Consider the following 24,575-nt stretch of genomic DNA (forward strand, 5'->3'; position numbering starts at 1 on the left):
GGACAGGCATTCTACGCAAGTGCGCAATTTCGGACCTCCGGGTATTTCCTAACGCGTTCAAACGGACATTCAGCATGGCACGGTTAGCACGACTTTACGTTCCCGACCAGCCGCAGCACGTGATACTGCGCGGCCTGGATCAGCAACCCGCGTTCGTCGACGACCAGGACTACGAGCTTTTCATCGATTGTCTGAAGGCCGCGGCACGCGATCATCACCTGTCGGTGCATGCCTATGTGCTGCTCCCGCGACAGGTGCAACTCCTCGTCACGCCGAGCGACGAAGCGAGCCTGCCGAAGGCGATGCAGGCGGTCGGCCGCCGTTACGTCGCGCATTTCAACCGGCGTTATTCGCGCCGCGGCACCCTGTGGGAAGGCCGCTATCGGGCGACCGTCATCGAAGGCGAGCGCTATTTCCTGCTCGCGAGCCGCGTGGTCGAGATGAGCCCGGTGCGCTCGCAGCTTGTCGCGACGCCCGATGCCTACCGCTGGTCGAGCTACCGCCACCACGTGGGCCTCACCGTCGATAGCCTGATTACCGATCACCCGCTCTACTGGGCGCTCGGCAACACGCCGTTCGACCGTCAGCGCGCGTACAAGGAGCTCTGCGAGCAGCCGCTCGACGAGCGGCAGGCCGATCAACTCCAGCAGGCGACGCTCAAGGGATGGGTGCTCGGCGGCGAAAATTACCGCGAGTGGGCGGCGCGCACCGCGAACCGCCGCGTGTCGCCGCTGCCGCGCGGACGCCCCAGAAAGGTGCGTGAAAATACGCCGCCGATCCAGCAGTAACGCCGGAGAGGCGGGCCACGAAGCGGCGCGGCGGGCGCCGCTTCTTTTTGCACCAAAATGATACGTCCCCAATAAAATGGCACCACATCGAAGCGTTCGTTTAATTGGGGATCGATCATGCGGTTTTTGTTGCTATTCCTTTGATTCGTCGCGTATATTCCGAATTCCGGTGGCCCCGGCGAAGTTCGCCCAACCACTGTCGGCCGTGCCGTCTCCCGTCGGGAGCGGGAGTGACGGCAACAAAAAATGGTTCAACGGCCCTCGAGGCCCCTTTACGACGGTGTCCCCATGAACGACCACCAGCAGCCGCTCGCCGCGGTGCCCGCCGCACAAGGTCTGTACGACCCGCAAAACGAACATGACGCCTGCGGCGTCGGCTTCGTCGCTCACATCAAGGGCAAGAAAAGTCACGAGATCATTCAGCAGGGTCTGAAGATTCTCGAAAACCTCGACCACCGCGGCGCGGTCGGCGCCGATCCGCTGATGGGCGACGGCGCGGGGATCCTGATCCAGATTCCCGACGCGTTCTATCGCGAGGAAATGTCGAAGCAGGGCGTGACGCTGCCGCCGGCCGGCGAATACGGGGTCGGGATGATCTTCCTGCCGAAGGAAAACGCGTCGCGTCTCGCGTGCGAGCAGGAGCTCGAGCGGACGGTGCGGGCCGAGGGCCAGGTGGTGCTCGGCTGGCGCGACGTGCCGGTCGACCATACGATGCCGATCTCGCCGACGGTCAAGGCGAGCGAGCCGCTGATCCGCCAGATCTTCATCGGCCGCGGCAAGGACATCATGGTGACGGACGCGCTCGAGCGGAAGCTGTACGTGATTCGCAAGACCGCGAGCCACCGTATCCAGGCGCTGAAGCTCAAGCACGGCAAGGAATACTTCGTGCCGTCGATGTCGGCGCGCACGGTCGTCTACAAGGGGCTGCTGCTGGCGGGCCAGGTCGGCGTGTACTACCGCGACCTGCAGGACGAGCGCGTCGTGTCGGCGCTCGCGCTCGTGCACCAGCGTTTTTCGACCAACACGTTCCCGGCGTGGGAACTGGCTCACCCGTACCGGATGATCGCGCACAACGGCGAGATCAACACCGTGAAGGGCAACGTGAACTGGCTGAACGCACGTACCGGCGCGATCGCATCGCATGTGCTCGGCGACGATCTGCCGAAGCTGTGGCCGCTGATCTACCCGGGCCAGTCGGACACCGCATCGTTCGACAACTGCCTCGAACTGCTGGTGATGGCCGGCTACCCGCTCGTGCACGCGGTGATGATGATGATCCCGGAAGCGTGGGAACAGCACACGCTGATGGACGAGAACCGCCGCGCGTTCTACGAGTACCACGCCGCGATGATGGAGCCGTGGGACGGCCCCGCCGCGATCGCGTTCACCGACGGCCGCCAGATCGGCGCGACGCTCGACCGTAACGGCCTGCGTCCGGCGCGCTACATCGTCACGGACGACGACCTCGTCATCATGGCGTCGGAAGCCGGCACGCTGCCGATTCCGGAATCGAAGATCGTCAAGAAGTGGCGCCTGCAGCCGGGCAAGATGTTCCTGATCGACATGGAACACGGCCGCATCATCGACGACAAGGAGCTCAAGGACAACCTCGCGAACGCGAAGCCGTACAAGAGCTGGATCGACGCCGTGCGCATCAAGCTCGACGAAATCGAGCCGAAGGCCGAGGAAGTCGCGGCCGGCCGTACGCAGGGCGCCGCGCTGCTCGACCGCCAGCAGGCGTTCGGGTATACGCAGGAAGACCTGAAGTTCCTGATGGCGCCGATGGCGCAGCAGGGCGAAGAGGCCGTCGGCTCGATGGGCAACGACTCGCCGCTCGCGGTGATGTCGAACAAGAACAAGACGCTCTATCACTACTTCAAGCAGCTGTTCGCGCAGGTCACGAACCCGCCGATCGACCCGATCCGCGAGAACATGGTGATGTCGCTCGTGTCGTTCATCGGCCCGAAGCCGAACCTGCTCGACACGAACAACATCAACCCGCCGATGCGTCTCGAAGTGTCGCAGCCGGTGCTCGACTTCAAGGACATCGCGAAGATCCGCGCGATCGACCAGTACACGGGCGGCAAGTTCAGCGCGTACGAACTGAACATCTGCTATCCGGTCGCATGGGGCAAGGAAGGCATCGAAGCGCGCCTCGCGTCGCTGTGCGCGGAAGCCGTCGACGCGGTGAAGTCCGGCTACAACATCCTGATCGTGTCGGACCGCAAGACGGACGCTGAGCACGTCGCGATTCCGGCGCTGCTCGCCACGTCGGCGATCCACACGCACCTCGTCCAGCAAGGGCTGCGCACGAGCACGGGCCTCGTCGTCGAGACGGGCTCGGCACGTGAGACGCACCACTTCGCGCTGCTCGCGGGCTATGGCGCGGAAGCCGTGCACCCGTACCTCGCGATGGAAACGCTCGCGAAGATGGCCGAAGGGCTGCCGGGCGACCTGTCGCCGGAGAAGGCCGTCTACAACTTCACGAAGGCGGTCGGCAAGGGCCTGCAGAAGGTGATGTCGAAGATGGGCATCTCGACGTACATGTCGTACACGGGCGCGCAGATCTTCGAAGCGCTCGGCCTGTCGAGCGACCTCGTCGAGAAGTATTTCAAGGGCACGGCATCGAAGGTCGGCGGCATCGGCCTGTTCGAAGTCGCGGAGGAAGCGATCCGCCTGCACCGCGATGCGTTCGGCGACAACCCGATCCTGCGCGACATGCTCGACGCGGGCGGCGAGTACGCGTATCGCGTGCGCGGCGAAGATCACATGTGGACGCCGGATTCGATCGCGAAGCTGCAGCACGCGACGCGCAGCAACTCGTACCAGACGTACAAGGAATACGCGCACCTGATCAACGATCAGACGAAGCGTCACATGACGTTCCGCGGCCTGTTCGAGTTCAAGGTCGAGCCGACCAAGGCGATCCCGATCGAGAACGTCGAGCCGGCGAAGGAGATCGTGAAGCGCTTCGCGACCGGCGCGATGTCGCTCGGGTCGATCAGCACCGAAGCGCACGCGACGCTCGCGATCGCAATGAACCGGATCGGCGGCAAGTCGAACACCGGCGAAGGCGGCGAGGACGAGAAGCGCTATCGCAACGAGCTGCGCGGCATCCCGATCAAGTCGGGCGAGACGCTCAAGTCGGTGATCGGCGACGAGATCGTCAGCGATATCCCGCTGAAGGACGGCGATTCGCTGCGCTCGAAGATCAAGCAGGTTGCGTCGGGCCGCTTCGGCGTGACCGCCGAGTACCTCGCATCGGCCGATCAGATCCAGATCAAGATGGCGCAGGGCGCGAAGCCGGGCGAAGGCGGTCAGCTGCCGGGCCACAAGGTGTCCGAATACATCGGCAAGCTGCGTTACTCGGTGCCGGGCGTCGGCCTGATCTCGCCGCCGCCGCATCACGACATCTACTCGATCGAGGATCTGGCGCAGCTGATTCACGATCTGAAGAACGTGAACCCGAGCTCGAGCATTTCGGTGAAGCTGGTGTCGGAAGTGGGCGTCGGCACGGTCGCGGCCGGTGTCGCGAAGGCGAAGGCCGACCACGTCGTGATCGCCGGCCACGACGGCGGCACGGGCGCATCGCCGCTGTCGTCGGTGAAGCATGCGGGCACGCCGTGGGAACTCGGCCTGGCCGAAACGCAGCAGACGCTGGTGCTGAACCGCCTGCGCGGCCGGATCCGCGTGCAGGCCGACGGCCAGATGAAGACGGGTCGCGACGTCGTGATCGGCGCGCTGCTCGGCGCGGACGAATTCGGCTTCGCGACGGCGCCGCTCGTCGTCGAAGGCTGCATCATGATGCGCAAGTGCCACCTGAACACGTGCCCGGTCGGCGTCGCGACGCAAGACCCGGTGCTGCGCGCGAAGTTCAAGGGCCAGCCCGAGCACGTCGTGAACTACTTCTTCTTCGTCGCCGAGGAAGTGCGCGAAATCATGGCTCAGCTCGGCATCGCGAAGTTCGACGACCTGATCGGCCGTGCGGACCTGCTCGATACGCGCAAGGGCATCGAGCACTGGAAGGCGAAGGGCCTCGACTTCTCGCGCGTGTTCTATCAGCCGGAAGAATGCGAGGACGTCGCGCGCCGTCACGTCGACGTGCAGGATCACGGCCTCGAGCGCGCGCTCGACCACGTGCTGATCGAGAAGGCGAAGGCCGCGATCGAGAACGGCGAGCACGTGTCGTTCATCCAGCCGGTGCGCAACGTGAACCGGACGGTCGGCGCGATGCTGTCGGGCGTGATCGCGAAGAAGCACGGCCACGACGGCCTGGCGGACGATGCAGTGCACATCCAGCTGAAGGGCACGGCCGGCCAGAGCTTCGGTGCGTTCCTCGCGAAGGGCGTGACGCTCGATCTCGTCGGTGACGGCAACGACTACGTCGGCAAGGGCCTGTCGGGCGGCCGGATCATTATCCGTCCGACCAACGACTTCCGCGGCAAGTCCGAGGAAAACATCATCTGCGGCAACACGGTGATGTACGGCGCGATCGAAGGCGAGGCCTTCTTCCGCGGCGTGGCGGGCGAGCGTTTCTGCGTGCGCAACTCGGGTGCGACGGCGGTCGTCGAAGGCACAGGCGACCACGGTTGCGAATACATGACGGGCGGCACGGTCGTCGTGCTCGGCGAAACCGGGCGCAACTTCGCGGCCGGCATGTCGGGCGGTCTCGCGTACATCTACGATCCGGAAGGCACGTTCGCGGCGAAGTGCAACAAGTCGATGGTCGCGCTGGAGCCGGTGCTGCAGCAGGCCGAGCAGGAGCGCACGGTCGATCGCGCACTCTGGCACGAGGGCACGACGGATGAGGCGCTGCTCAAGGGGCTCGTCGAGCGTCATTTCCAGTTCACGGGTTCGCCGCGCGCGAAGTCGCTGCTGGAAAACTGGGACGCGGCGCGCCGCCAGTTCGTAAAGGTGTTCCCGCACGAATACAAGCGCGCGCTGGGCGAAATCGGTGCGAAGAAGGCGGCGAAGGAAGTGCTGGCCGCCTGAACGACGAACGACATAGCGACTGCCGCGCGCGCATGATTGCCGCGCGCGGCTCCCCCACCCGATACACCGAACAGAAGAGCACCTTATGGGCAAGGCAACCGGTTTTCTGGAGTTCGAACGCCGCCACGAGGCGTACGAAGCACCGCTCACGCGCGTGAAGCACTACAAGGAATTCGTCGCGGCGCTGACCGACGCGGACGCGAAGGTTCAGGGCGCGCGCTGCATGGATTGCGGCATCCCGTTTTGCAACAACGGCTGCCCGGTCAACAACATCATCCCGGACTTCAACGATCTCGTTTATCGCCAGGACTGGCAGCAGGCGATCGAAGTCCTGCACTCGACCAACAACTTCCCGGAGTTCACGGGCCGCATTTGTCCGGCGCCGTGCGAGGCAGCGTGCACGCTCGGAATCAACAACGATCCGGTCGGCATCAAGTCGATCGAGCACGCGATCATCGACAAGGCGTGGGCAGAAGGCTGGGTGAAGCCGCAGCCGGCCGCACACAAGACGGGCAAGAAAGTCGCGATCGTCGGCTCGGGCCCCGCCGGCCTCGCCGCCGCGCAGCAGCTCGCGCGCGCCGGCCACGACGTGACGGTGTTCGAGAAGAACGATCGCATCGGCGGTCTGCTGCGTTACGGGATCCCCGACTTCAAGCTCGAGAAGTGGCTGATCGATCGCCGCATGCGCCAGATGGAAGCGGAAGGCGTGACGTTCCGCACGAGCGTGTTCATCGGCAAGGATCCGCTGCCCGAATCGATCGGCAACCTCGCGAAAGAAACCATTTCGCCGGAGACGCTGAAGGAAGAATTCGACGCGGTCGTGATCGCAGGCGGTTCGGAAACGCCGCGCGACCTGCCGGTGCCGGGTCGCGAGCTCGCCGGCGTCCATTTCGCGATGGACTTCCTGCCGCAGCAAAACCGCGTGAACGCAGGCGACAAGCTCACCGACCAGCTGCTTGCGAAGGGCAAGCACGTGATCGTGATCGGCGGTGGTGACACGGGTTCGGACTGCGTCGGCACGTCGAATCGTCACGGCGCGAAGCAGGTCACGCAGTTCGAACTGCTGCCGCAGCCGCCGGAAGAGGAGAACAAGCCGCTCGTATGGCCGTACTGGCCGATCAAGCTGCGCACGTCGTCGTCGCACGAGGAAGGCTGCGAGCGCGACTGGGCAGTCGCGACGAAGCGCCTCGAAGGCAAGAACGGCAAGGTCGAGAAGCTGATCGCGGTGCGCGTCGAGTGGAAGGACGGCAAGATGCAGGAAGTGCCGGGCTCGGAGTTCGAGATGAAGGCCGACCTCGTGCTGCTCGCGATGGGCTTCACGCAGCCGGCCGCGCCGGTGCTCGACGCGTTCGGCGTCGCGAAGGATGCGCGAGGCAATGCGCGCGCCGCGACCGAAGGCGATCGTTCGTACTACACGTCGGTCGACAAGGTGTTCGCGGCAGGCGACATGCGTCGCGGCCAGTCGCTCGTCGTGTGGGCGATCCGCGAAGGCCGCCAGTGCGCGCGCTCGGTCGATGCGTACCTGATGGGGCATTCGGAGCTGCCGCGGTAAGCATCGAGGTGCTTTGAAGTAACAGCCGGGCGTCCATCAGGACGCCCGGTTTTATTTTGGATGGCCGTTAAGGGGAGTCGATCGTCGGATCGCGGCTGGCTTGGGCGCGTTTGCGCTGGTGGGGACCGTCGCCGGCAGCAAGATTCGTGAGCCGAACGCCGGTCGACACACGAACGGTATCGGCGCGCATCAAGCCACTAAACGACGGCCCGTGAACGACTTGCGGTGGGGGTACTTCAGCATTCCGGATGGGCCTTCGTCCCGCCGAGCCGCGCAGTCACTTGGGCGGGCCCGGCGGGTCAGGGAGCCGTTGGAATTTCATAAAGCCGGTGACGCAACCGGTGCGATCAATCGTCGCGACATAGTTTCCCTCGCGTGCGCTCAGATCGAATACCCACCAGCCAAGCGTGCCGGCGTGGTACAGGGGGAGGACTGGTGAACCTGACGTCGGTCAAACTGATTCCCTGTTCTTTGGCGAACGCGAGAATCTTGGCTTCAACCTCTCCAGCTGGCGCGTCGGGACAACTACCTTCGTCTTTCTCGTATCTCGCAAACATGAGGAGGACAAATAGCAGTAAGACCAGCACGGTTGTTGTTGCGACTAGCCAAAGCATCGACCGCACGGTGTAGCGTAGGATTTTCGACGTCATCCGGATTCGTTTCAGTTAATCAGTCGCCACGGATGTTTGTGCGTCCGGGGTGCGGATACAGCCTGCCAGCGGCCAGCGCGCATTGATCCTCCGAACGATGGTCGACGAACCGCTTGGGGTGGGTGGGCTTGGACATTTCGTATGGGCCTTTGACCGGAAAAGGAAACGTTCTTGCCCGACTCGCATCGCGCCATCCACCTTTCGTTTTGTAAGATTTATTGGGAATTGTCATATCATGTCGTCGCTCCGACGGGCCATGCGCGGCCCACATGACCGACCCATTTAAAAGGACACTGGATGGAAGCACTCGTGCAAGGGCTGATCGACGCCGTCAACGGCGTGTTGTGGAACTACGTGCTGATCGCGCTGCTGCTCGGCGCGGGTGCGTGGTTCACGTTGCGGTTCCGGATGATCCAGCTGAAGGCGCTGTTCCTCAGTATCAAACTGGTCGGCAGCAAGGGCGAGCCGGGCAGCATCTCGTCGTTCCAGGCCTTCGCGACCGGGCTTGCGAGCCGGGTGGGCACCGGCAACATCGCCGGTGTCGCGGTCGCGCTGACGGTCGGCGGGCCGGGCGCGATCTTCTGGATGTGGATGACGGCGCTTGTCGGGATGTCGTCGGCGTTCGTCGAGGCGACGCTCGCGCAAATCTTCAAGGTGTCGCACCCGGACGGCAGTTATCGCGGCGGCCCCGCGTACTACATCCAGACCGGCCTGCGCTCGCGCGCCTTCGGCGTGCTGTTCTCGCTGTCGCTGATCCTCGCGTTCGGTTTCGTGTTCAACGCTGTGCAGGCCAATGCGATTGCCGATGCGTTCCATACGTCGTTCGGGTGGAGTCGCGAGACGGTCGGTCTCGGCCTCGTGCTGCTGACCGCGCCGCTGATCTTCGGCGGGATTCGCCGCATCGCATCCGTCGCGCAGGTGCTCGTACCGGTGATGGCGATCGGCTACCTCGGGCTGGCGGTCTACGCGGTCGCGACGCACGCCGCGCTGGTTCCGGGCGTGATAGCGCTGATCGTGAAGAGTGCGTTCGGACTCGAGCAGGCGGCGGGCGGCCTGACCGGCTATGCGGTCAGTCAGGCGGTCGCGATGGGCGTGAAGCGCGGGCTGTTCTCGAACGAGGCCGGCATGGGCAGCGCACCGAATGCGGCCGCGACCGCGAGCGTGCGGCATCCGGTCGTCCAGGGGCTGATCCAGATGCTCGGCGTGTTCGTCGACACGATCGTGATCTGCAGCGCGACCGCGTTCGTGATCCTGTTATCGGGCCAGTACGAACTCGGCACCGGCATGGAGGGCGCCGCGCTCACGCAGCGCGCGATCGCGAGCCACGTCGGCGATTGGGGCGCGATCTATATGGCCGTCGCGATCTTCTTCTTCGCGTATTCGTCGCTGATCGGCAATTACGCGTATGCGGAAGGCAATGTCGACTTCATCACGAAGCGCCGCGGTGTGCTGCCGCTGTTCCGCGTCGCGGTGCTCGGGATGGTGATGTTCGGCAGCGTCGGTCAACTGCCGCTCGTGTGGGCGATGGCCGATACGAGCATGGGACTGATGGCGATCATCAACCTGGTAGCGATCCTCGCGCTCGGCAAGTATGCGCACGCCGCGTGGCGCGACTATCGCCGCCAGCGCGCGCAGGGCATCGCCGATCCGGTGTTTACGCGCAACACGATTCCAGAGCTCGCACGCGTGCTGCCGGCCGACGTGTGGGGCGAGCACGGCCCGCTGCCGCAGCGTCCGGTGCCGGTCGATGCGGTAACCGAAACGCGCGTGGCGGTGCGCGAGCCGTGAACGGCGACCGGCTCCGTGCGTTCGTCGCGCTGATGCCGGATGTGGCGGCGCGCGACGCGCTGCACGCGCTGCCGGTCACCCGCGGCGCGCGGCGGACGCTGCCCGCGCAACTGCACGTGACACTCGCGTTCATCGGCGCGATCGAACGCGCGCGTTGCGACGCGCTGGCCGCGCGCCTGCCGGCGCTTGCGGGCGCGCATGCGCTGCCGTTGCAGCGGGTCGAGCGGATTGCCTGGTGGCCGAGCCTGCCGCGCGCGCGGCTGATCGTCGCGGAACTTGCGCCCGATGCTGCCTGTGCGGCGCTGAATGCCGAGTTGTGCGCGCTGCTGCGCGAGTTGGGCGTGCCGGCCGACCGCCGGCCGTTCAGGCCGCATGTCACGCTCGCGCGGCTGCCGCGCGACGCGGAAGGGCAACCCGCACACGGCGGCGCGACCGGACGGCCGGTCGCGCTGCGCTTCGACGCGCTGACGTTATTTGAAAGCCGGTTGTCGCGCGACGGCGTATCGCATGTGCCGATCGTGTCGGTGCCGGTCGGGCGGGCCTAGCGCGAAGGCCGGAGGACGAGCAGGAGAAGAAGGCCGGCGCGGTATGTGCCGGCCTTCCGTGGCGAGGTTACGCGGCGACCTTGTCGTCGTCGTTCACGCGTTCGACGTTGATCGTGCCGACGTGGAACGCGGCGAGCGACTCGCGGTGTGCGATGCTGACGATCGCGGCCTTGGGCAGCCGCTCGGCGAACAGGTGGTAGAGCCGCGCTTCGTTGTCGGCGTCGAGCGCGCTCGTCGCTTCGTCGAGGAACAGGAAATCCGGCTTGTGCAGCAGCACGCGCGCGCCCGCGAGACGCTGCTGTTCGCCCGGCGACAGCACGCGCGTCCAGTGACCGGTTTCGTCGAGGCGCTCGACGTAGTCTTCGAGACGGCACGCGCGCAGCGCGTCGCGGCACGCATCGTCGGTGAACGCATCGGGCGCGGCCGGATAGGTGAGCGCGGCCTTCAGCGTGCCGATCGGCAGGTAGCTGGTTTGCGGCACGAACATCATCCGTGCGCCGACCGGCGCGTCGATCGCGCCGTCGCCGAACGGCCACAAGCCGGCCAGCGCGCGCATGAACGTGCTCTTGCCCGAACCCGACTTGCCGATCACGAGCCAGCGCGAGCCCGGTTCGATCGTCACGTTGCCGATGTTCGCGAGCGCGTTGCCGTTGGGCAGCGCGAGCTTCAGCGACGACGTCGACAGCTTCGCCGCATCGACGTAGTGCAGATTGATGCCGCCGTGCTCGGTTGCGGGCGACAAGCTTTCCTTCAGGTGCGACGTGCCCATCACGCGCTTGAATTCGCGCAGACGGTTGACGGTGGCGCGCCAGTCGACCAGGGTCGAGTAACTGTTGATGAACCACGAGAACGAATCGCTGACGGTCCCGAATGCGGACGCGATCTGCATCAGCACCCCGAACGAGAACGCGCCCGCGAAATAGCGCGGCGCCGCGACGACGAGCGGGAAGATGATCGCGATCTGACTGTAGAACGCCGTGACGAACGTAAGGCGCTTCGTGTACTTCATCACGCGCCACCAGTTGTCGCGAATGCGCATGAACAGCGTTTGCGCGGTGCCGATCTCGGTTTTTTCGCCGTCGTAGAACGCGATCTGCTCAGCGTTCTCGCGCACGCGGATCAAACCGAAGCGGAAGTCGGCCTCGACGCGCTGTTGCTGATAGTTGATCGACACGAGCGGGTGGCCGACCTTCTGGATGATCAGCGAGCCGACCATCGCATACAGCGCGGCCGCCCAGACCATGTACCCGGGAATCGCGATCGGCGTCGCGCCGAGCGTAATCGTCAGCGCGCCCGCAAGCGACCACAGGATCGCGATGAACGACACGAGGGTGACGACCGTCGACAGCAGGTCGAGCGACAGCGTGAGCGTGGCCGTGGCGAACGACTGGAGGTCGTCGGTGATCCGCTGGTCGGGGTTGTCGGCGAGGCGGTCGCGCTCGATCCGGTAGAACGCGCGATCGCCGAGCCATTGGCCGAGAAAGCGCTCGGTGAGCCACTGGCGCCAGCGGAACCCGAGCATCTGGCGCAGATAACGGCCGTAGACGGCGAGGATGATGAACGCGAACGCGAATCCCGAGAACTGCATCAACAGGCCGGGGAAATCGCGCACGTTCTTCGACTGCAGCGCGTTGTAGAACCCCACGTTCCACTTGTTCAGTTTCACGTTGATCCAGACCACGCAGAGATTGATCGCGATGATCGTGATCAGCAGCCCCCACGCGACTTTCCATTCCGACGACACCCAATAGGGCTTGATGAGGCTCCATGCGGATACCGGGCGCTCGTCCTGCGGCGCGTCGGAGGCGGGGCGGACGGGATCGATCGATTGGGTCATGTGCTTCCTGATGTGTGGCCGGCGCGCGGGGCCCGGCGAGGCCGGGTGCGCGCCGCGATACGGCGTGCGGCATGCCGGCACGGGGGCCGACTGACGGCGGGCGTCCGGATGGTGGCCTGCACGTCTTAAACGGCCCTTAAGACCGGCAGTGACGCGGCAACCGACCGCTCGCGCGGCCGGCCTGCGGGCATTGTGCCAGAGCGTGCGCGGCACGACGGCGAATTTGCCGCATGGGGGACAGTTTGCGGCGTTTTCCGCTTTTATGGTCTAATGGCCGACGACGAAACAGGGGTGCTTCGAGCGCGGCCGCGGGTAGTTCCGGGCAACGCGGCGAGGCTGAGAAAGACCCTTCGCACCCGATCCGGGTAATACCGGCGAGGGAAGTTTCTGATCCCGCCGGGCCGCGCTGGCTGCCATCCCACATGGTCAGCGCCCAAGTCCCGCCCGGCCGGCCGCTGCCGCCGGTTTCGTCCTTTTGGGTACGCGCGTCGCGCGTTACGGAAGGAATGATGACCGCTCAATCTTCAGTCTTTTGCGCTGTTTCCGGTTCGCCGCCGTGTGTGTCTGCACGCGGCGGTGCGCGTGCGCCGGCATTCGCTGCAGATGTGCGCGCGGCTCGCGGGGAGGGCGCGCAATGAATCTCCACGCTTCCCGGCCCGATTTCGCGGTACTCGGCGGCGGCCTCGTCGGCCGCCTGATCGCGTGGCGGCTCGCGGGCGACGGGCACCGCGTCGCGCTGTACGAGCGCGGCGGTCCGGACGGCGAGCAGTCGGCCGCGTGGATCGCGGCCGCGATGCTCGCGCCGCTCGCCGAGGCGGCGAGCGCCGAACGCCTGATTGCCGAGCTTGGCGCGGCGTCGCTCGCTCGCTGGCCGCAGTGGCTCGCCGAGCTTCCTGAATCCGTGTTCTTTCAGCATCGCGGCACGCTCGTCGTCTGGCATCACGCGGATCGCGCGGAGGCGCCGCTGTTCGAACGGCGCGTGCGCGCGAACGCGCCGGCCGAGCTGTTCGACGGCGGCTTCATCGCGTTGGCCGGCGCGCAGGTCGACGCGGCCGAGCCCGCACTCGCCGGGCGCTTCGCGCGCGGGCTGATGCTGCCGCGCGAAGGGCAGCTCGACAACCGGCAGGCGTTGCGCGCGCTCGCGGCAGGCCTCGCGCAACGCGGCGTCGCGCTGCACTGGCACGCGACGATCGACGACGCGAATCGGCCCGACGCGCATTTCACGATCGACTGCCGCGGCCTCGGCGCCAAATCCGCGCTGCCTGCGCTGCGCGGCATCCGCGGCGAGGTTGCGCGCGTGCGGGCGCCCGGCATCGGTCTTACGCGGCCGGTGCGGCTGCTGCATCCGCGCTATCCGCTGTACATCGCGCCGAAGCAGGACGACCTGTATGTGATCGGCGCGACCGAGGTCGAGGGCGAGGACATGTCGCCGGTCAGCGTGCGCTCCGCCCTCGAACTGCTGAGCGCGGCGTTCTCCGTTCATCCGGCCTTCGGCGAGGCGCGCATCCTTGAACTCAACGCGCAGTGCCGACCGACGCTGCCCGATCATCGCCCGGCGGTGATCTGGGACGGCGCGACGACGCTGGCCGTCAACGGCCTGTACCGGCATGGCTTCATGATCGCGCCGGAAGTCGCGCACGCGGCGGTTGAATTTGCGCAGGCCGCGCTCGGCGGCGCGTTCGCCGATACCGACGCGTTCGACGCATGGCGCGATGCCGCGCGCTGGCCGACGCTCCTTCACCATCGCGACGACGCACGCCAGCCGGCCTGATTGCGCGCCGCCGATCGAATCCGACCAAGCTCCATGGACATCCAGATCAATCAACAGACACTGACGCTGCCCGACGGCGCAACGGTGGCCGACGCGCTCGAAGCGTACGGCGCGCGGCCGCCGTACGCGGTCGCGCTGAACGGCCATTTCGTCGCGCGCACGCAGCATGCGGCGCGCGCGCTCGCGGCGGGCGACAAGCTCGACGTGGTGCACCCCGTCGCGGGCGGCTGAGCGCCGCCGGTTCGCCCACGCTCCTCCAGGAAATCGACATGACGTCCCTCACTTCCGCCGACGCGCTCACGCTGTACGGCGAAACCTTCGCAAGCCGCGTGCTGCTCGGCACGTCGCGCTATCCGTCGCTGCAATCGCTGTCCGATTCGATCGTCGCGTCGCGTCCCGGGATGGTGACGGTCGCGTTGCGCCGCCAGATGACCGGCGGCACCGCCGAAGCCGGTTTCTTCGAGCTGCTCAAGCGCCACGCGGTGCCGCTGCTGCCGAACACGGCCGGCTGCCAGACCGTTGCCGAAGCGGTGACGACCGCGCACATGGCGCGCGAGGTGTTCGAGACCGACTGGATCAAGCTCGAGCTGATCGGCGACGACTACACGCTGCAGCCCGATCCGGTGGGCCTGATCGAGGCCGCCGCGCAACTGGTCAAGGACGGCTTCAAGGTGCTGCCGTACTGCACGGAGGACCTCGTGATCGGCCGGCGCCTCCTCGATGTCGGCTGCGAGGCGCTGATGCCGTGGGGCGCGCCGATCGGCACCGGCAAGGGCGTCGTGAACCCGTACGGGCTGCGCGTGCTGCGCGAGCGACTGCCCGACGTGCCGCTGATCGTCGACGCGGGGCTCGGCGTGCCGTCTCACGCATGCCAGGTGATGGAGTGGGGCTTCGACGGCGTGCTGCTGAACACGGCCGTGTCGCAGGCCACGCATCCGGAAATCATGGCGCGGGCGTTCGCGCAGGGCGTCGAGGCCGGCCGCGCGGCCTACCTCGCCGGGCCGATGGACGCGCGCGAGACCGCGCACGCGAGCACGCCGGTCGTCGGGATGCCGTTCTGGCATCAGGACGGGGGCGCCGCATGAGCGCGCGCTTCGCCGACGCGTTCTGGCCGCCGGCCGACGAGCTCGCCGAAGCGGCAGAACGGATTCGTGCGCGCCTCGGCGACTGGCCGGCCGCCACGACGCCGTGGCGGCTCTGCGTCGCGGCGCCCGAGGCGCCGGCGGACGGCGACGTGCTGATCGTGTCGGCCGGGGACCGTGCCGCGCAGGCGCGCGTGTCGGCGGCATCGCGGCCGGCCTCGGCGGACGCCGTCGCGATCGAATTCGACGAGCGCGGCGCGACCCTGCACGCCGCGGGCGTGCGCCATGCGCTGGAAGCTGCGCATCCGCTCGCGGACGACTGGATCGCGGCGCTCGCCGCGTTCCTCGACTGCGGTTTTGCGCCGATCGACGCGCTGGTGCTCGCGCTCGCATGGCGCGATGGCGACGACACGCGCGATGCCGACGCTTGGCCCGTCGATGCCGCACGGTTCCCGCGGGTTGCCGGCCTGGCCGCCGCGCCGGAGCCCGCGTTCCCGCCGTGCCCCGCGCAGCTCGGCCTTTATCCGGTGGTCCCCGATGCTGAATGGGTCGAGCGTGTGCTCGAGTGCGGCGTGCGCACCGTGCAATTGCGCGTGAAAGAGGCTGGCCCCGACGCACTCCGCCGGGAAATCGCGCGCGCGGTCGCGGCCGGACGCCGCTATCCCGATGCACGCGTGTTCATCAACGATCACTGGCAGATCGCGGTAGAAGAGGGGGCGTACGGCGTTCATCTGGGTCAGGAAGACCTGGAAACCGCCGATCTGGCCGCGATCGCGCGGGCCGGACTGCGGCTCGGGCTGTCGAGCCACGGCTATTACGAGATGTTGCGGGCGTTGCACGAGCGTCCGAGCTACCTGGCGCTCGGCCCCGTCTACGCGACCGCGACCAAGGCAGTCGCCGCGCCGCCGCAGGGCCTCGCCAGGATTGCGCGCTATGCGTGCTTCGCGGGCCCCCAAGCGCCGCTCGTCGCGATCGGCGGCGTGGGGCTCGACGCGCTGCCGGACGTGCTGGCGACGGGCGTCGGCAGCGTCGCGGTCGTCAGCGCGGTGACGGGCGCCGCCGACTATCGGGCTGCCATTGTTGCGTTGCAGCAATGTTTTGCCTCACAATTTGACAATCGTTGACCGCAGGGCGCGGAACGGCTTCACGACATCATTCCGATGCAGGCCCTATAATTCGGCGTTCTGCGTAAAAGGACTGTCAGCTCCGTGAGCCCCACTCCTACCGACACACTGCTGGAACTTCGCGACGTCGACTTCGGCTATGGCGAGCGCCTCGTCCTGTCGAACCTGAACCTGCGCTTCGGGCGCGGCCAGGTCGTCGCCGTCATGGGCGGGTCGGGCTGCGGCAAGACGACCGTGCTGCGCCTGATCGGCGGCCTCGTGCGCGCGAACCGCGGCCAGGTGCTGTTCGACGGCGCCGACGTCGGCGCGCAGACGCGCGACGGCTTGTACGCGCTGCGCCGCAAGATGGGCATGCTGTTCCAGTTCGGCGCGCTCTTCACCGACATGTCGGTGTTCGAGAACGTCGCGTTCGCGCTGCGCGAACACACCGACCTGCCCGAAGACCTGATCCGCGATCTCGTGCTGATGAAGCTGAACGCGGTCGGCCTGCGCGGCGCGCGCGATCTGATGCCGTCCGAGGTGTCGGGCGGGATGGCGCGCCGCATCGCCCTCGCGCGCGCGATCGCGCTCGATCCGGAACTCATCATGTACGACGAGCCGTTCGCGGGCCTCGATCCGATCTCGCTCGGCATCACCGCGAACCTGATCCGCACGCTGAACCAGGCGCTCGGGGCGACGTCGATCCTCGTCACGCACGACGTGCCGGAGTCGTTCGCGATCGCCGATTACGTGTATTTTCTGGCCAATGGCGGCGTGCTCGCGCAGGGTACGCCCGACGAGCTGCGCGCATCGACCGATCCGAGCGTGCGCCAGTTCATCGACGGCGCGCCGGACGGCCCGTACAAATTTCATTACACGAGCCCGCCGCTCGCAGCGGATTTCGGGCTCGGCGGAGGGCGCGCATGATCAGCGCGATCGGACGTTACGTCATCGGCGGCCTCGAACGCGCGGGCTACGGCACGCGGCTGTTCGTGCGCCTCGTGCTGGAATTCTTCCCGCTGCTGCGCCGGCCGCGGCTGGTCACGAAGCAGATCCACTTCCTCGGCAACTATTCGTTCGTAATCATCGCCGTGTCGGGTCTGTTCGTCGGTTTCGTGCTCGGCCTGCAGGGCTATTACACGCTGAATCGCTACGGGTCCGAACAGGCGCTCGGCCTGCTGGTCGCGCTGTCGCTCGTGCGCGAACTCGGGCCTGTCGTCACCGCGCTGCTGTTCGCGGGCCGCGCGGGCACGTCGCTCACCGCAGAGATCGGCCTGATGAAGGCCGGCGAGCAGCTCACCGCGCTCGAGATGATGGCCGTCGATCCGATCAAGACCGTGATCGCGCCGCGCCTGTGGGCCGGCATCATTGCGATGCCCTTGCTCGCGGCGATCTTCAACGCGGTTGGCGTGCTCGGCGGCTATTTCGTCGGCGTCGTGCTGATCGGCGTCGATCCTGGCGCGTTCTGGTCGCAAATGCAGGGCGGGGTCCAGGTATGGGCCGACGTCGGCAACGGCGTGATCAAGAGCATCGTGTTCGGATTCGCCGTGACCTTCATTGCACTGTTTCAAGGGTATGAAGCGAAGCCCACGCCCGAGGGCGTGTCGCGTGCGACGACCAAGACGGTCGTGTTCGCGTCGCTCGCCGTACTCGGCCTCGATTTCCTGCTGACCGCGCTGATGTTCAGCTAAGCCTCAGCCAAGCCAAATTTTGGGATGACGATGAAAAAGACTGCTCTCGACTTCTGGGTCGGCCTGTTCGTGGTGGTGGGCTTCCTTGCGGTGCTGTTCCTTGCGCTGAAGGTCGGCAACATGAGCTCGCTGTCGTTTCAGCCGACCTACTCGGTGAGAATGAAATTCGACAACATCGGCGGGCTGAAGCCGCGTGCGGCCGTGAAGAGCGCGGGCGTCGTCGTCGGCCGCGTGAAGTCGATCGGTTTCGACACCAACACCTATCAGGCGGTCGTGACGATCGACGTCGACGGCCAGTACCAGTTCCCGAAGGACTCGTCCGCGAAGATCCTGACGTCGGGCCTGCTCGGCGAGCAGTACATCGGCCTCGATCCGGGCGGCGACACCGAAATGCTGAAGGCCGGCGATACGATCACGATGACGCAGTCGGCCATCGTGCTCGAGAACCTGATCGGCCAGTTCCTGTACAGCAAGGCAGCCGATGCGGGCGGCGCGAAGCCCGCGGCAGGCGCACCGGCGACGCCGGCCGCGCCCGCACCGGTTGCGGTGCCGGCGTCCGCGGTGTCCGGGGCGGCCGGCCAATAACCACACGAGAGAACGACAAGAGGGTAATGACCATGCAGACGATCCGCATCAGGCACGCCGCGCTCGCCGTGGCGGCAGTCGCCGCGTTGAGCGGTTGCGCGACCGTGCAGACGCCGACCAAGGGCGATCCGCTCGAAGGCTTCAACCGCACGATGTACAAGTTCAACGACACGGTCGACACCTACGCGCTGAAGCCGGTCGCGAAGGGTTACCAGTACGTGGTGCCGCAGCCGGTGCGCGACAGTGTGACGAACTTCTTCTCGAACATCGGCGACGTCTACATCGCCGCGAACAACATCGTGCAGCTGCGAATCGCGGACGGTGTCGGCGACATCATGCGGGTCGTGATCAACACGGTGTTCGGCGTCGGCGGCCTGTTCGACGTCGCGACGATCGCGAAGCTGCCGAAGCACACGGCCGACTTCGGGATCACGATGGGCCGCTACGGCATGCCGTCGGGCCCGTATCTCGTGCTGCCGCTGCTCGGACCGAGCACGCTGCGCGACACGGCCGGCCTCGGCGTCGACTACGTCGGCAATCCGCTCACGTACGTGAAGCCCGACGGGCTCAGCTGGGGCCTGTTCGGCGTGAACCTCGTGAACACGCGTGCGAACCTGCTCGGCGCCGGCGACGTGCTCGATGCCGCGGCGCTCGACAAGTACTCGTTCGTACGCAACGCGTACCTGCAGCGCCGCCAGATGCTGATCGACAATGCGCGCGGCGAGGCGTCGACGACGTCGGGCAACGATGCGCTGCCGAAGTACGATCTGCCGGACGACGGCGCGGCGCCCGCACCGGCGGCGACCGGCGCGGCGGGCGCGGCGGGTGCAGCCGCAGTCGGCGGCGCGACGGCGCCCGCGGGCGCATCGGGCGCGGCCGTTGCTGCACCGGCATCGGGGAGCGCCGAATCGCCGAACCCGGCGAGTGCGACCAATGTGCCGGCGATGCAGATGACGCCGCCGGCGCCGGGCGGCTTCCGCTTCCCGAGCATCAAGCTGCACTGACGAACTTACATTCGTTACAGCCGGAAACGATTCAGTCGGTAGCGTGCGCGAACTTGCGCGTAAGCTACCGGCTCCAACCTTCGCATCGACTTTTCATGCAGGTCACCATGATGAAAAAACTGTTCCTGATTCCCGTATTCGCGGCGCTGTTCTCGTTCGGCAGCGCAGCTCACGCGCAAGTCGACCAGTCGAACCCGCAGGCGCTGATCAAGACGGCAACGCAGCAGGTGCTCGACGAGGTCAAGCAACAGACGATCAAGCAGGGCGATACCAACCGCATCATCTCGATCGTCAACAAGGACATCCTGCCGTACACCGATTTCCGCCGCACCACGCAGCTCGCAATGGGCCGCAACTGGCGCACGGCGACGGCCGACCAGCAACAGCAGGTCCAGGAGCAGTTCAAGCTGCTGCTGATCCGCACGTACTCGGGCGCGCTCGCGCAGCTGAAGCCGGACCAGCAGATCCAGTACCCGCCGTTCCGCGCCGATCCCGCGGACACCGACGTCGTCGTGAAGACGATCGCGATGAACAACGGCCAGCCGGTCCAGATCGACTACCGCCTGTACAAGACGGCCAACGGCTGGAAGGTCTATGACCTGAACGTGCTGGGTGCATGGCTGATCCAGACGTACCAGCAGCAGTTCAACGAGAAGATCCAGCAAAGCGGCGTCGACGGCCTGATCAAGTTCCTGACGCAGCGCAACCAGGAGCTTGCCGCCGGCAAGCAGGCGTCGTGAGCGGCTTCGCAGCCGGCTCGTCGCTGACCGTCGCGAGCGCGAAGGCCGCGCTCGCGGACGGTCTCGCGCGCATCGACGCGGGCGCCACCGCCGTCGATTTTGCCGCGCTCACGCAGTTCGACTCGTCCGCGCTTGCCGTGCTGCTCGCATGGCAACGCGCCGCCCACGCGCGCGGCGCCACCCTCGACATCCTCAATCTCCCTCCGAAGCTCGCGAGTCTCGCTCGCGCGTACGGCGTCGACACCCTCGTCGAACCCACCGGCCGACATTGACCCTGTCCGCTCGAAGCCTGCCGCGCCAGCCGGCGCGCGCACGCTTCAGGCCGCGCGCCTGCCGCGTCGGCTCCACCAGCCGGTTTGCCCTATAATCAAGCGTTTTGCGGGGCTGCCAATCGGCGTCCGGCCCCCATTTTCATTCGCAGCAAGCACAGAATAGGCGTCGCGGCCGTTGCGTCGCGCACAGTCATGTCAGCCATAGAAATCCGTCACGTCAAGAAGCGCTACAAATCGCTTCAGGCGCTCAAGGGCGTCAGCCTGTCGGTCGAGGAAGGCGAGTTTTTCGGTCTGCTCGGCCCCAACGGCGCAGGCAAGACCACGCTCATCAGTATCCTCGCCGGGCTAGCCCGGGCCGATGAAGGCAGTATCTCCGTGCGCGGCCACGACGTCGTCAAGGACTTCCGCGGCGCGCGCCGCGCGCTCGGCGTCGTGCCGCAGGAGCTCGTGTTCGACCCGTTCTTCACCGTCCGCGAGACGCTGCGGATCCAGTCCGGCTATTTCGGGCTGCGTCGCAACGACGACTGGATCGACGAAGTGATGGCCAATCTCGACCTCACGGAAAAGGCCGACGCGAACATGCGCGCGCTGTCGGGCGGGATGAAGCGCCGCGTGCTCGTCGCACAGGCGCTCGTGCACCGGCCGCCGGTGATCGTGCTCGACGAGCCTACAGCCGGAGTCGACGTCGAGCTGCGCCAGACGCTGTGGAAATTCATCTCGCGGCTGAACCGCGAGGGCCACACGATCGTCCTGACGACCCATTACCTCGAGGAAGCCGAGTCGCTGTGCGACCGCATCGCGATGCTGCGTCGCGGTGAAGTGGTCGCGCTCGACCGCACCGATGCGTTGCTGCGCCGCTTTGCGGGGCTGCAGCTGTACCTGCGGCTCGCGACCGGCGCGCTGCCGGCCGAGCTGCGCGGGATGGAAACGGATCCGGCCGCGCGCGCGCCGGGCGAGCACCTGCTGCGCCTGGCGAACTACGACGATGTCGAACGCATCCTCGCGCAGTGTCGCGCGGCGGGTTGCACGTTCGACGAGATTGAGGTCCGCAAGGCCGACCTCGAGGACGTGTTCGTCCAGGTGATGAACGGAGCAGAAGTCGTCGAGGGACTCGCATGAGCGGTTTTCAAACCCTGTTCTACAAGGAACTGCTGCGCTTCTGGAAGGTGTCGTTCCAGACGGTGTGCGCGCCGATCGTCACGGCGCTGCTGTATCTGACGATCTTCGGCCACGCGCTGTCGGGCCGCGTCGAAGTGTATCCGGGCGTCGAGTACGTGAGTTTCCTGGTGCCCGGCCTCGTGATGATGAGCGTGCTGCAAAACGCGTTCGCGAACAGCTCGTCGTCGCTGATCCAGTCGAAGATCACCGGCAACCTCGTGTTCGTGCTGTTGCCGCCGCTATCCTACAAGGACATCTTCGGCGCGTACGTGCTTGCGTCGGTCGTGCGCGGGCTCGCGGTCGGCGCCGGCGTGTTCGTCGTGACGATCTGGTTCATTCCGACGCACTTCGCCGCGCCGTTGTTCATCCTCGCGTTCGCGCTGCTGGGCTCGGCGATCCTCGGCACGCTCGGGCTGATCGCCGGGATCTGGGCCGAAAAGTTCGATCAGCTCGCCGCCTTCCAGAACTTCCTGATCATGCCGCTGACGTTCCTGTCCGGCGTGTTCTATTCGACGCACTCGCTGCCGCCCGTGTGGCGCGAGATCTCGCGTCTCAATCCGTTTTTCTACATGATCGACGGCTTCCGTTACGGGTTCTTCGGCGCGTCCGACATCAACCCGCTCGCGAGCCTCGCGATCGTCACCGGTTTCTTCGTGCTGCTCGCGGCGTTCGCGATGCGGCTGCTCGCGACCGGCTACAAACTGCGTCATTGATATCGACGGCAGCGGCCGCCTCGGGCGGCACGCGCCGACAGGAGCCCCTCATGTTGCCGACTCCCGAACAGGTCAAGCAATACATCGCCGGCGGTCTCGCCTGCACTCATCTGGAAGTCGAAGGCGACGGCCAGCATTTCTTCGCGACGATCGTGTCGGCGGCCTTCGAAGGCAAGCGGCCGATCCAGCGGCACCAGCTCGTCTATGCGGCGCTCGGCGACCGCATGAAGCAGGAAATCCACGCGCTCAGCATGAAGACGCTGACGCCCGCCGAATGGCAGAACGCATAACCCGGAACCACTGAGTGCAAGTCACCGTCAACGAGCGCGACGCCGTCCAGAGCGTCGCCACGGCACACCCGGCCGCCAACGGGGAATCGCAGGGACAGGGGATGGACAAGCTGGTGATTGAAGGCGGTCGCCGGCTGTCGGGCGAAATCGTCGTGTCGGGCGCGAAGAACGCCGCGCTACCGATCCTGTGCGCAGGGCTGCTCAGCGCCGAGCCGGTCGAGCTCGACAACGTGCCGAATCTGAAGGATGTGCGCACGACGCTGAAGGTGCTGAACCAGATGGGCGTGAAGAGCGAAACGGACGGCTGCCGCGTGCAACTCGATGCGTCGCACGTCGACAATCTCGTCGCGCCTTACGAGCTCGTGAAGACGATGCGCGCGTCGATCCTCGTGCTCGGGCCGCTGCTCGCGCGCTTCGGCGAGGCCAAGGTGTCGCTGCCTGGCGGCTGCGCGATCGGTGCGCGTCCGGTCGACCAGCACATCAAGGGCCTGCAGGCAATGGGCGCCGAGATCAGCATCGAGCACGGCTTCATCGACGCGCGCGCGAAGCGGCTGAAGGGCGCGCGCATCGTGACCGACATGATCACGGTGACGGGCACGGAAAACCTGCTGATGGCCGCGACGCTCGCCGACGGCGAAACGGTGATCGAGAACGCGGCCCGCGAGCCGGAAGTGAGCGATCTCGCACACTTGCTGGTCGCGATGGGCGCGAAAATCGACGGCATCGGCACCGACCGTCTCGTGATCCAGGGCGTCGAGCGGCTGCATGGCGCACGTCATTCGGTGATTCCGGACCGCATCGAGGCGGGCACGTTCCTGTGCGCGGTCGCGGCGGCGGGCGGCGACGTGCTGCTGACGGGCGTGCGCCCGCACATCCTCGATGCGGTGATCGACAAGCTGCGCGAGGCGGGCGTGTCGATCGAGGAAGGCGACAGCTGGCTGCGCGTGAAGATGGACCGCCGCCCGCAGGCAGTGACGATCCGCACGTCTGAATATCCGGCGTTCCCGACCGACATGCAGGCGCAGTTCATGGCGCTCAATTCGGTCGCGACGGGTACCGCGCAGGTTGTCGAGACCATTTTCGAGAACCGCTTCATGCACGTGCAGGAACTGAACCGGCTCGGCGCGAACATCACGATCGACGGCAACACCGCGCTCGTGACGGGCGTCGACAAGCTGTCCGGCGCGAACGTGATGGCCACCGATCTGCGCGCGTCTGCGAGCCTCGTGATCGCCGGGCTGCGCGCGGAAGGCGAAACGCTCGTCGACCGCATCTATCACCTGGACCGCGGCTACGACCGCATGGAAACGAAACTGACTGCCGTCGGCGCGAACGTGCGCCGCCTCTCCGGGAGCCAAGCATGACTGCGCCGTTGACCCTCGCCCTGTCGAAGGGCCGGATTTTCGAGGAAACCCTGCCGCTGCTGGCGGCCGCCGGCGTACACGTCGCCGAGGACCCGGAAACGTCGCGCAAGCTGATCCTGCCGACGACCGATCCGAACCTGCGCGTGATCATCGTGCGCGCGAGCGACGTGCCCACCTACGTCGAATACGGCGCGGCGGACTTCGGCGTGGCCGGCAAGGACGTGCTCATCGAGCACGGCGGCTCGGGCCTGTACCAGCCGATCGATCTGAACATTGCACGCTGCCGGATGTCGGTGGCCGTGCCGGCCGGATTCGACTACGCGAGCGCGGTGCGCCAGGGCGCGCGGCTGCGGGTCGCGACCAAGTACGTCGAAACGGCGCGCGAACACTTCGCCGCGAAGGGCGTGCACGTCGACCTGATCAAGCTGTACGGCTCGATGGAGCTCGCGCCGCTCGTGGGGCTGGCCGACGCGATCGTCGACCTCGTCAGCTCGGGCGGTACGCTGAAGGCGAACAATCTGGTCGAGGTCGAGGAGATCATGGCGATCTCGTCGCGCCTCGTCGTGAACCAGGCTGCGCTGAAGTTGAAGCGCGCCGCGCTCAAGCCGATTCTCGACGCGTTCGAACGCGCGTCGCAGAATGGCAATTGA

At 66.5% G+C, this 24,575-nt stretch carries 21 protein-coding genes and 1 riboswitch; of the genes, 20 read left to right on the top strand and 1 reads right to left on the bottom strand.

Annotation, left to right across the window (positions count from 1 at the left end; translation table 11 throughout):
• Nucleotides 1-74 precede the first annotated feature (74 nt).
• The 5 genes from KDW55_RS23230 (at nt 75) to thpR (ending at nt 10,315) form a co-directional block, all read left to right on the top strand.
• Nucleotides 75-788, top strand: coding sequence for a transposase (locus KDW55_RS23230; RefSeq protein WP_040143092.1), 714 nt, complete (start codon nt 75-77; stop codon nt 786-788).
• Nucleotides 789-1,076: 288 nt separating this feature from the next.
• On the top strand, nt 1,077-5,780 hold the full coding sequence (locus KDW55_RS23235; RefSeq protein WP_040143094.1) for a glutamate synthase-related protein: 4,704 nt from the start codon (nt 1,077-1,079) through the stop codon (nt 5,778-5,780).
• A gap of 85 nt (nt 5,781-5,865) precedes the next feature.
• Nucleotides 5,866-7,332 (top strand): glutamate synthase subunit beta, encoded by a 1,467-nt coding sequence (locus KDW55_RS23240; RefSeq protein WP_069240814.1) that lies wholly within the window; start codon nt 5,866-5,868, stop codon nt 7,330-7,332.
• A 947-nt stretch (nt 7,333-8,279) separates the two neighbouring features.
• Nucleotides 8,280-9,770, top strand: a complete 1,491-nt coding sequence (locus tag KDW55_RS23245) for an alanine/glycine:cation symporter family protein (protein ID WP_059545441.1) — start codon at nt 8,280-8,282, stop codon at nt 9,768-9,770.
• Entirely contained in the window at nt 9,767-10,315 is a 549-nt protein-coding gene (gene thpR / locus KDW55_RS23250; RefSeq protein ID WP_212161512.1) for an RNA 2',3'-cyclic phosphodiesterase, read from the top strand. The genes KDW55_RS23245 and thpR overlap by 4 nt, the downstream gene beginning before the upstream one ends.
• Nucleotides 10,316-10,382: 67 nt before the next feature.
• On the opposite strand, the gene KDW55_RS23255 is transcribed toward thpR, so the two are convergent.
• Entirely contained in the window at nt 10,383-12,152 is a 1,770-nt protein-coding gene (locus KDW55_RS23255; RefSeq protein WP_212161513.1) for an ABC transporter ATP-binding protein/permease, read from the bottom strand.
• A gap of 277 nt (nt 12,153-12,429) precedes the next feature.
• Nucleotides 12,430-12,552: riboswitch (TPP riboswitch) on the top strand.
• A gap of 234 nt (nt 12,553-12,786) precedes the next feature.
• Between KDW55_RS23255 and KDW55_RS23260 the strand changes: the two genes are divergently transcribed.
• The 15 genes from KDW55_RS23260 to hisG all read left to right on the top strand — a co-directional run bounded on the left by KDW55_RS23260 (nt 12,787) and on the right by hisG (nt 24,575).
• Entirely contained in the window at nt 12,787-13,923 is a 1,137-nt protein-coding gene (locus KDW55_RS23260) for an FAD-dependent oxidoreductase (RefSeq protein WP_040143103.1), read from the top strand.
• 33 nt (nt 13,924-13,956) lie between these two features.
• Nucleotides 13,957-14,154, top strand: a complete 198-nt coding sequence (gene thiS, locus KDW55_RS23265) for a sulfur carrier protein ThiS (protein ID WP_040143104.1) — start codon at nt 13,957-13,959, stop codon at nt 14,152-14,154.
• Between the two features lie 38 nt (nt 14,155-14,192).
• Nucleotides 14,193-15,008 (top strand): thiazole synthase, encoded by an 816-nt coding sequence (locus KDW55_RS23270; RefSeq protein ID WP_212161515.1) that lies wholly within the window; start codon nt 14,193-14,195, stop codon nt 15,006-15,008.
• Nucleotides 15,005-16,129, top strand: coding sequence for a thiamine phosphate synthase (gene thiE, locus KDW55_RS23275; protein WP_069240807.1), 1,125 nt, complete (start codon nt 15,005-15,007; stop codon nt 16,127-16,129). Before KDW55_RS23270 ends, thiE begins: the two co-directional genes overlap by 4 nt.
• Nucleotides 16,130-16,213: 84 nt before the next feature.
• The gene (locus KDW55_RS23280) at nt 16,214-17,035 is read left to right on the top strand and encodes an ABC transporter ATP-binding protein (RefSeq protein ID WP_040143108.1); all 822 of its coding nucleotides are present in this window, start codon (nt 16,214-16,216) and stop codon (nt 17,033-17,035) included.
• Complete coding sequence (mlaE, locus tag KDW55_RS23285) at nt 17,032-17,799, top strand: lipid asymmetry maintenance ABC transporter permease subunit MlaE (protein ID WP_011655796.1); 768 nt, start codon at nt 17,032-17,034, stop codon at nt 17,797-17,799. The genes KDW55_RS23280 and mlaE overlap by 4 nt, the downstream gene beginning before the upstream one ends.
• Nucleotides 17,800-17,823: 24 nt before the next feature.
• Nucleotides 17,824-18,384: an outer membrane lipid asymmetry maintenance protein MlaD gene (gene mlaD, locus KDW55_RS23290; protein ID WP_040143109.1), complete on the top strand. Its 561-nt coding sequence runs from the start codon at nt 17,824-17,826 to the stop codon at nt 18,382-18,384.
• A 32-nt stretch (nt 18,385-18,416) separates the two neighbouring features.
• A complete protein-coding gene (locus KDW55_RS23295; protein ID WP_059545481.1) occupies nt 18,417-19,388 on the top strand; it encodes a VacJ family lipoprotein in 972 nt (323 codons plus the stop codon).
• Nucleotides 19,389-19,498: 110 nt separating this feature from the next.
• The gene (locus KDW55_RS23300; RefSeq protein WP_069241901.1) at nt 19,499-20,128 is read left to right on the top strand and encodes an ABC transporter substrate-binding protein; all 630 of its coding nucleotides are present in this window, start codon (nt 19,499-19,501) and stop codon (nt 20,126-20,128) included.
• Entirely contained in the window at nt 20,125-20,400 is a 276-nt protein-coding gene (locus KDW55_RS23305) for an STAS domain-containing protein (protein ID WP_040143110.1), read from the top strand. Before KDW55_RS23300 ends, KDW55_RS23305 begins: the two co-directional genes overlap by 4 nt.
• A 192-nt stretch (nt 20,401-20,592) precedes the next feature.
• Nucleotides 20,593-21,519 carry an ABC transporter ATP-binding protein gene (locus tag KDW55_RS23310; RefSeq protein WP_040143112.1) on the top strand — a complete coding sequence of 309 codons (927 nt, stop codon included), beginning with the start codon at nt 20,593-20,595 and terminating at the stop codon, nt 21,517-21,519.
• The gene (locus KDW55_RS23315) at nt 21,516-22,271 is read left to right on the top strand and encodes an ABC transporter permease (RefSeq protein WP_040143113.1); all 756 of its coding nucleotides are present in this window, start codon (nt 21,516-21,518) and stop codon (nt 22,269-22,271) included. The genes KDW55_RS23310 and KDW55_RS23315 overlap by 4 nt, the downstream gene beginning before the upstream one ends.
• 50 nt (nt 22,272-22,321) lie before the next feature.
• Nucleotides 22,322-22,561, top strand: a complete 240-nt coding sequence (locus tag KDW55_RS23320; protein ID WP_006477131.1) for a BolA family protein — start codon at nt 22,322-22,324, stop codon at nt 22,559-22,561.
• Between the two features lie 14 nt (nt 22,562-22,575).
• The gene (gene murA, locus KDW55_RS23325; protein WP_040143115.1) at nt 22,576-23,925 is read left to right on the top strand and encodes a UDP-N-acetylglucosamine 1-carboxyvinyltransferase; all 1,350 of its coding nucleotides are present in this window, start codon (nt 22,576-22,578) and stop codon (nt 23,923-23,925) included.
• Complete coding sequence (gene hisG / locus KDW55_RS23330; RefSeq protein ID WP_040143117.1) at nt 23,922-24,575, top strand: ATP phosphoribosyltransferase; 654 nt, start codon at nt 23,922-23,924, stop codon at nt 24,573-24,575. The genes murA and hisG overlap by 4 nt, the downstream gene beginning before the upstream one ends.

Source organism: Burkholderia sp. AU19243 (genome assembly GCF_018148075.1).
In the GTDB taxonomy this organism is placed as follows: Bacteria; Pseudomonadota; Gammaproteobacteria; order Burkholderiales; family Burkholderiaceae; genus Burkholderia; species Burkholderia latens_A.

Excerpts from the sequence above, each read along its gene's own strand:
- mlaE (WP_011655796.1), top strand. The coding sequence starts at position 17,032 with ATGATCAGCGCGATCGGACGTTACGTCATCGGCGGCCTCGAACGCGCG.
- KDW55_RS23260 (WP_040143103.1), top strand. The coding sequence starts at position 12,787 with ATGAATCTCCACGCTTCCCGGCCCGATTTCGCGGTACTCGGCGGCGGC.
- KDW55_RS23230 (WP_040143092.1), top strand. The coding sequence starts at position 75 with ATGGCACGGTTAGCACGACTTTACGTTCCCGACCAGCCGCAGCACGTG.
- KDW55_RS23235 (WP_040143094.1), top strand. The coding sequence starts at position 1,077 with ATGAACGACCACCAGCAGCCGCTCGCCGCGGTGCCCGCCGCACAAGGT.
- KDW55_RS23320 (WP_006477131.1), top strand. The coding sequence starts at position 22,322 with ATGTTGCCGACTCCCGAACAGGTCAAGCAATACATCGCCGGCGGTCTC.
- mlaD (WP_040143109.1), top strand. The coding sequence starts at position 17,824 with ATGACGATGAAAAAGACTGCTCTCGACTTCTGGGTCGGCCTGTTCGTG.
- thiS (WP_040143104.1), top strand. The coding sequence starts at position 13,957 with ATGGACATCCAGATCAATCAACAGACACTGACGCTGCCCGACGGCGCA.
- KDW55_RS23315 (WP_040143113.1), top strand. The coding sequence starts at position 21,516 with ATGAGCGGTTTTCAAACCCTGTTCTACAAGGAACTGCTGCGCTTCTGG.
- KDW55_RS23245 (WP_059545441.1), top strand. The coding sequence starts at position 8,280 with ATGGAAGCACTCGTGCAAGGGCTGATCGACGCCGTCAACGGCGTGTTG.
- KDW55_RS23310 (WP_040143112.1), top strand. The coding sequence starts at position 20,593 with ATGTCAGCCATAGAAATCCGTCACGTCAAGAAGCGCTACAAATCGCTT.
- KDW55_RS23270 (WP_212161515.1), top strand. The coding sequence starts at position 14,193 with ATGACGTCCCTCACTTCCGCCGACGCGCTCACGCTGTACGGCGAAACC.
- KDW55_RS23255 (WP_212161513.1), bottom strand. The coding sequence starts at position 12,152 with ATGACCCAATCGATCGATCCCGTCCGCCCCGCCTCCGACGCGCCGCAG.
- KDW55_RS23240 (WP_069240814.1), top strand. The coding sequence starts at position 5,866 with ATGGGCAAGGCAACCGGTTTTCTGGAGTTCGAACGCCGCCACGAGGCG.
- hisG (WP_040143117.1), top strand. The coding sequence starts at position 23,922 with ATGACTGCGCCGTTGACCCTCGCCCTGTCGAAGGGCCGGATTTTCGAG.
- KDW55_RS23295 (WP_059545481.1), top strand. The coding sequence starts at position 18,417 with ATGCAGACGATCCGCATCAGGCACGCCGCGCTCGCCGTGGCGGCAGTC.
- thiE (WP_069240807.1), top strand. The coding sequence starts at position 15,005 with ATGAGCGCGCGCTTCGCCGACGCGTTCTGGCCGCCGGCCGACGAGCTC.
- KDW55_RS23300 (WP_069241901.1), top strand. The coding sequence starts at position 19,499 with ATGAAAAAACTGTTCCTGATTCCCGTATTCGCGGCGCTGTTCTCGTTC.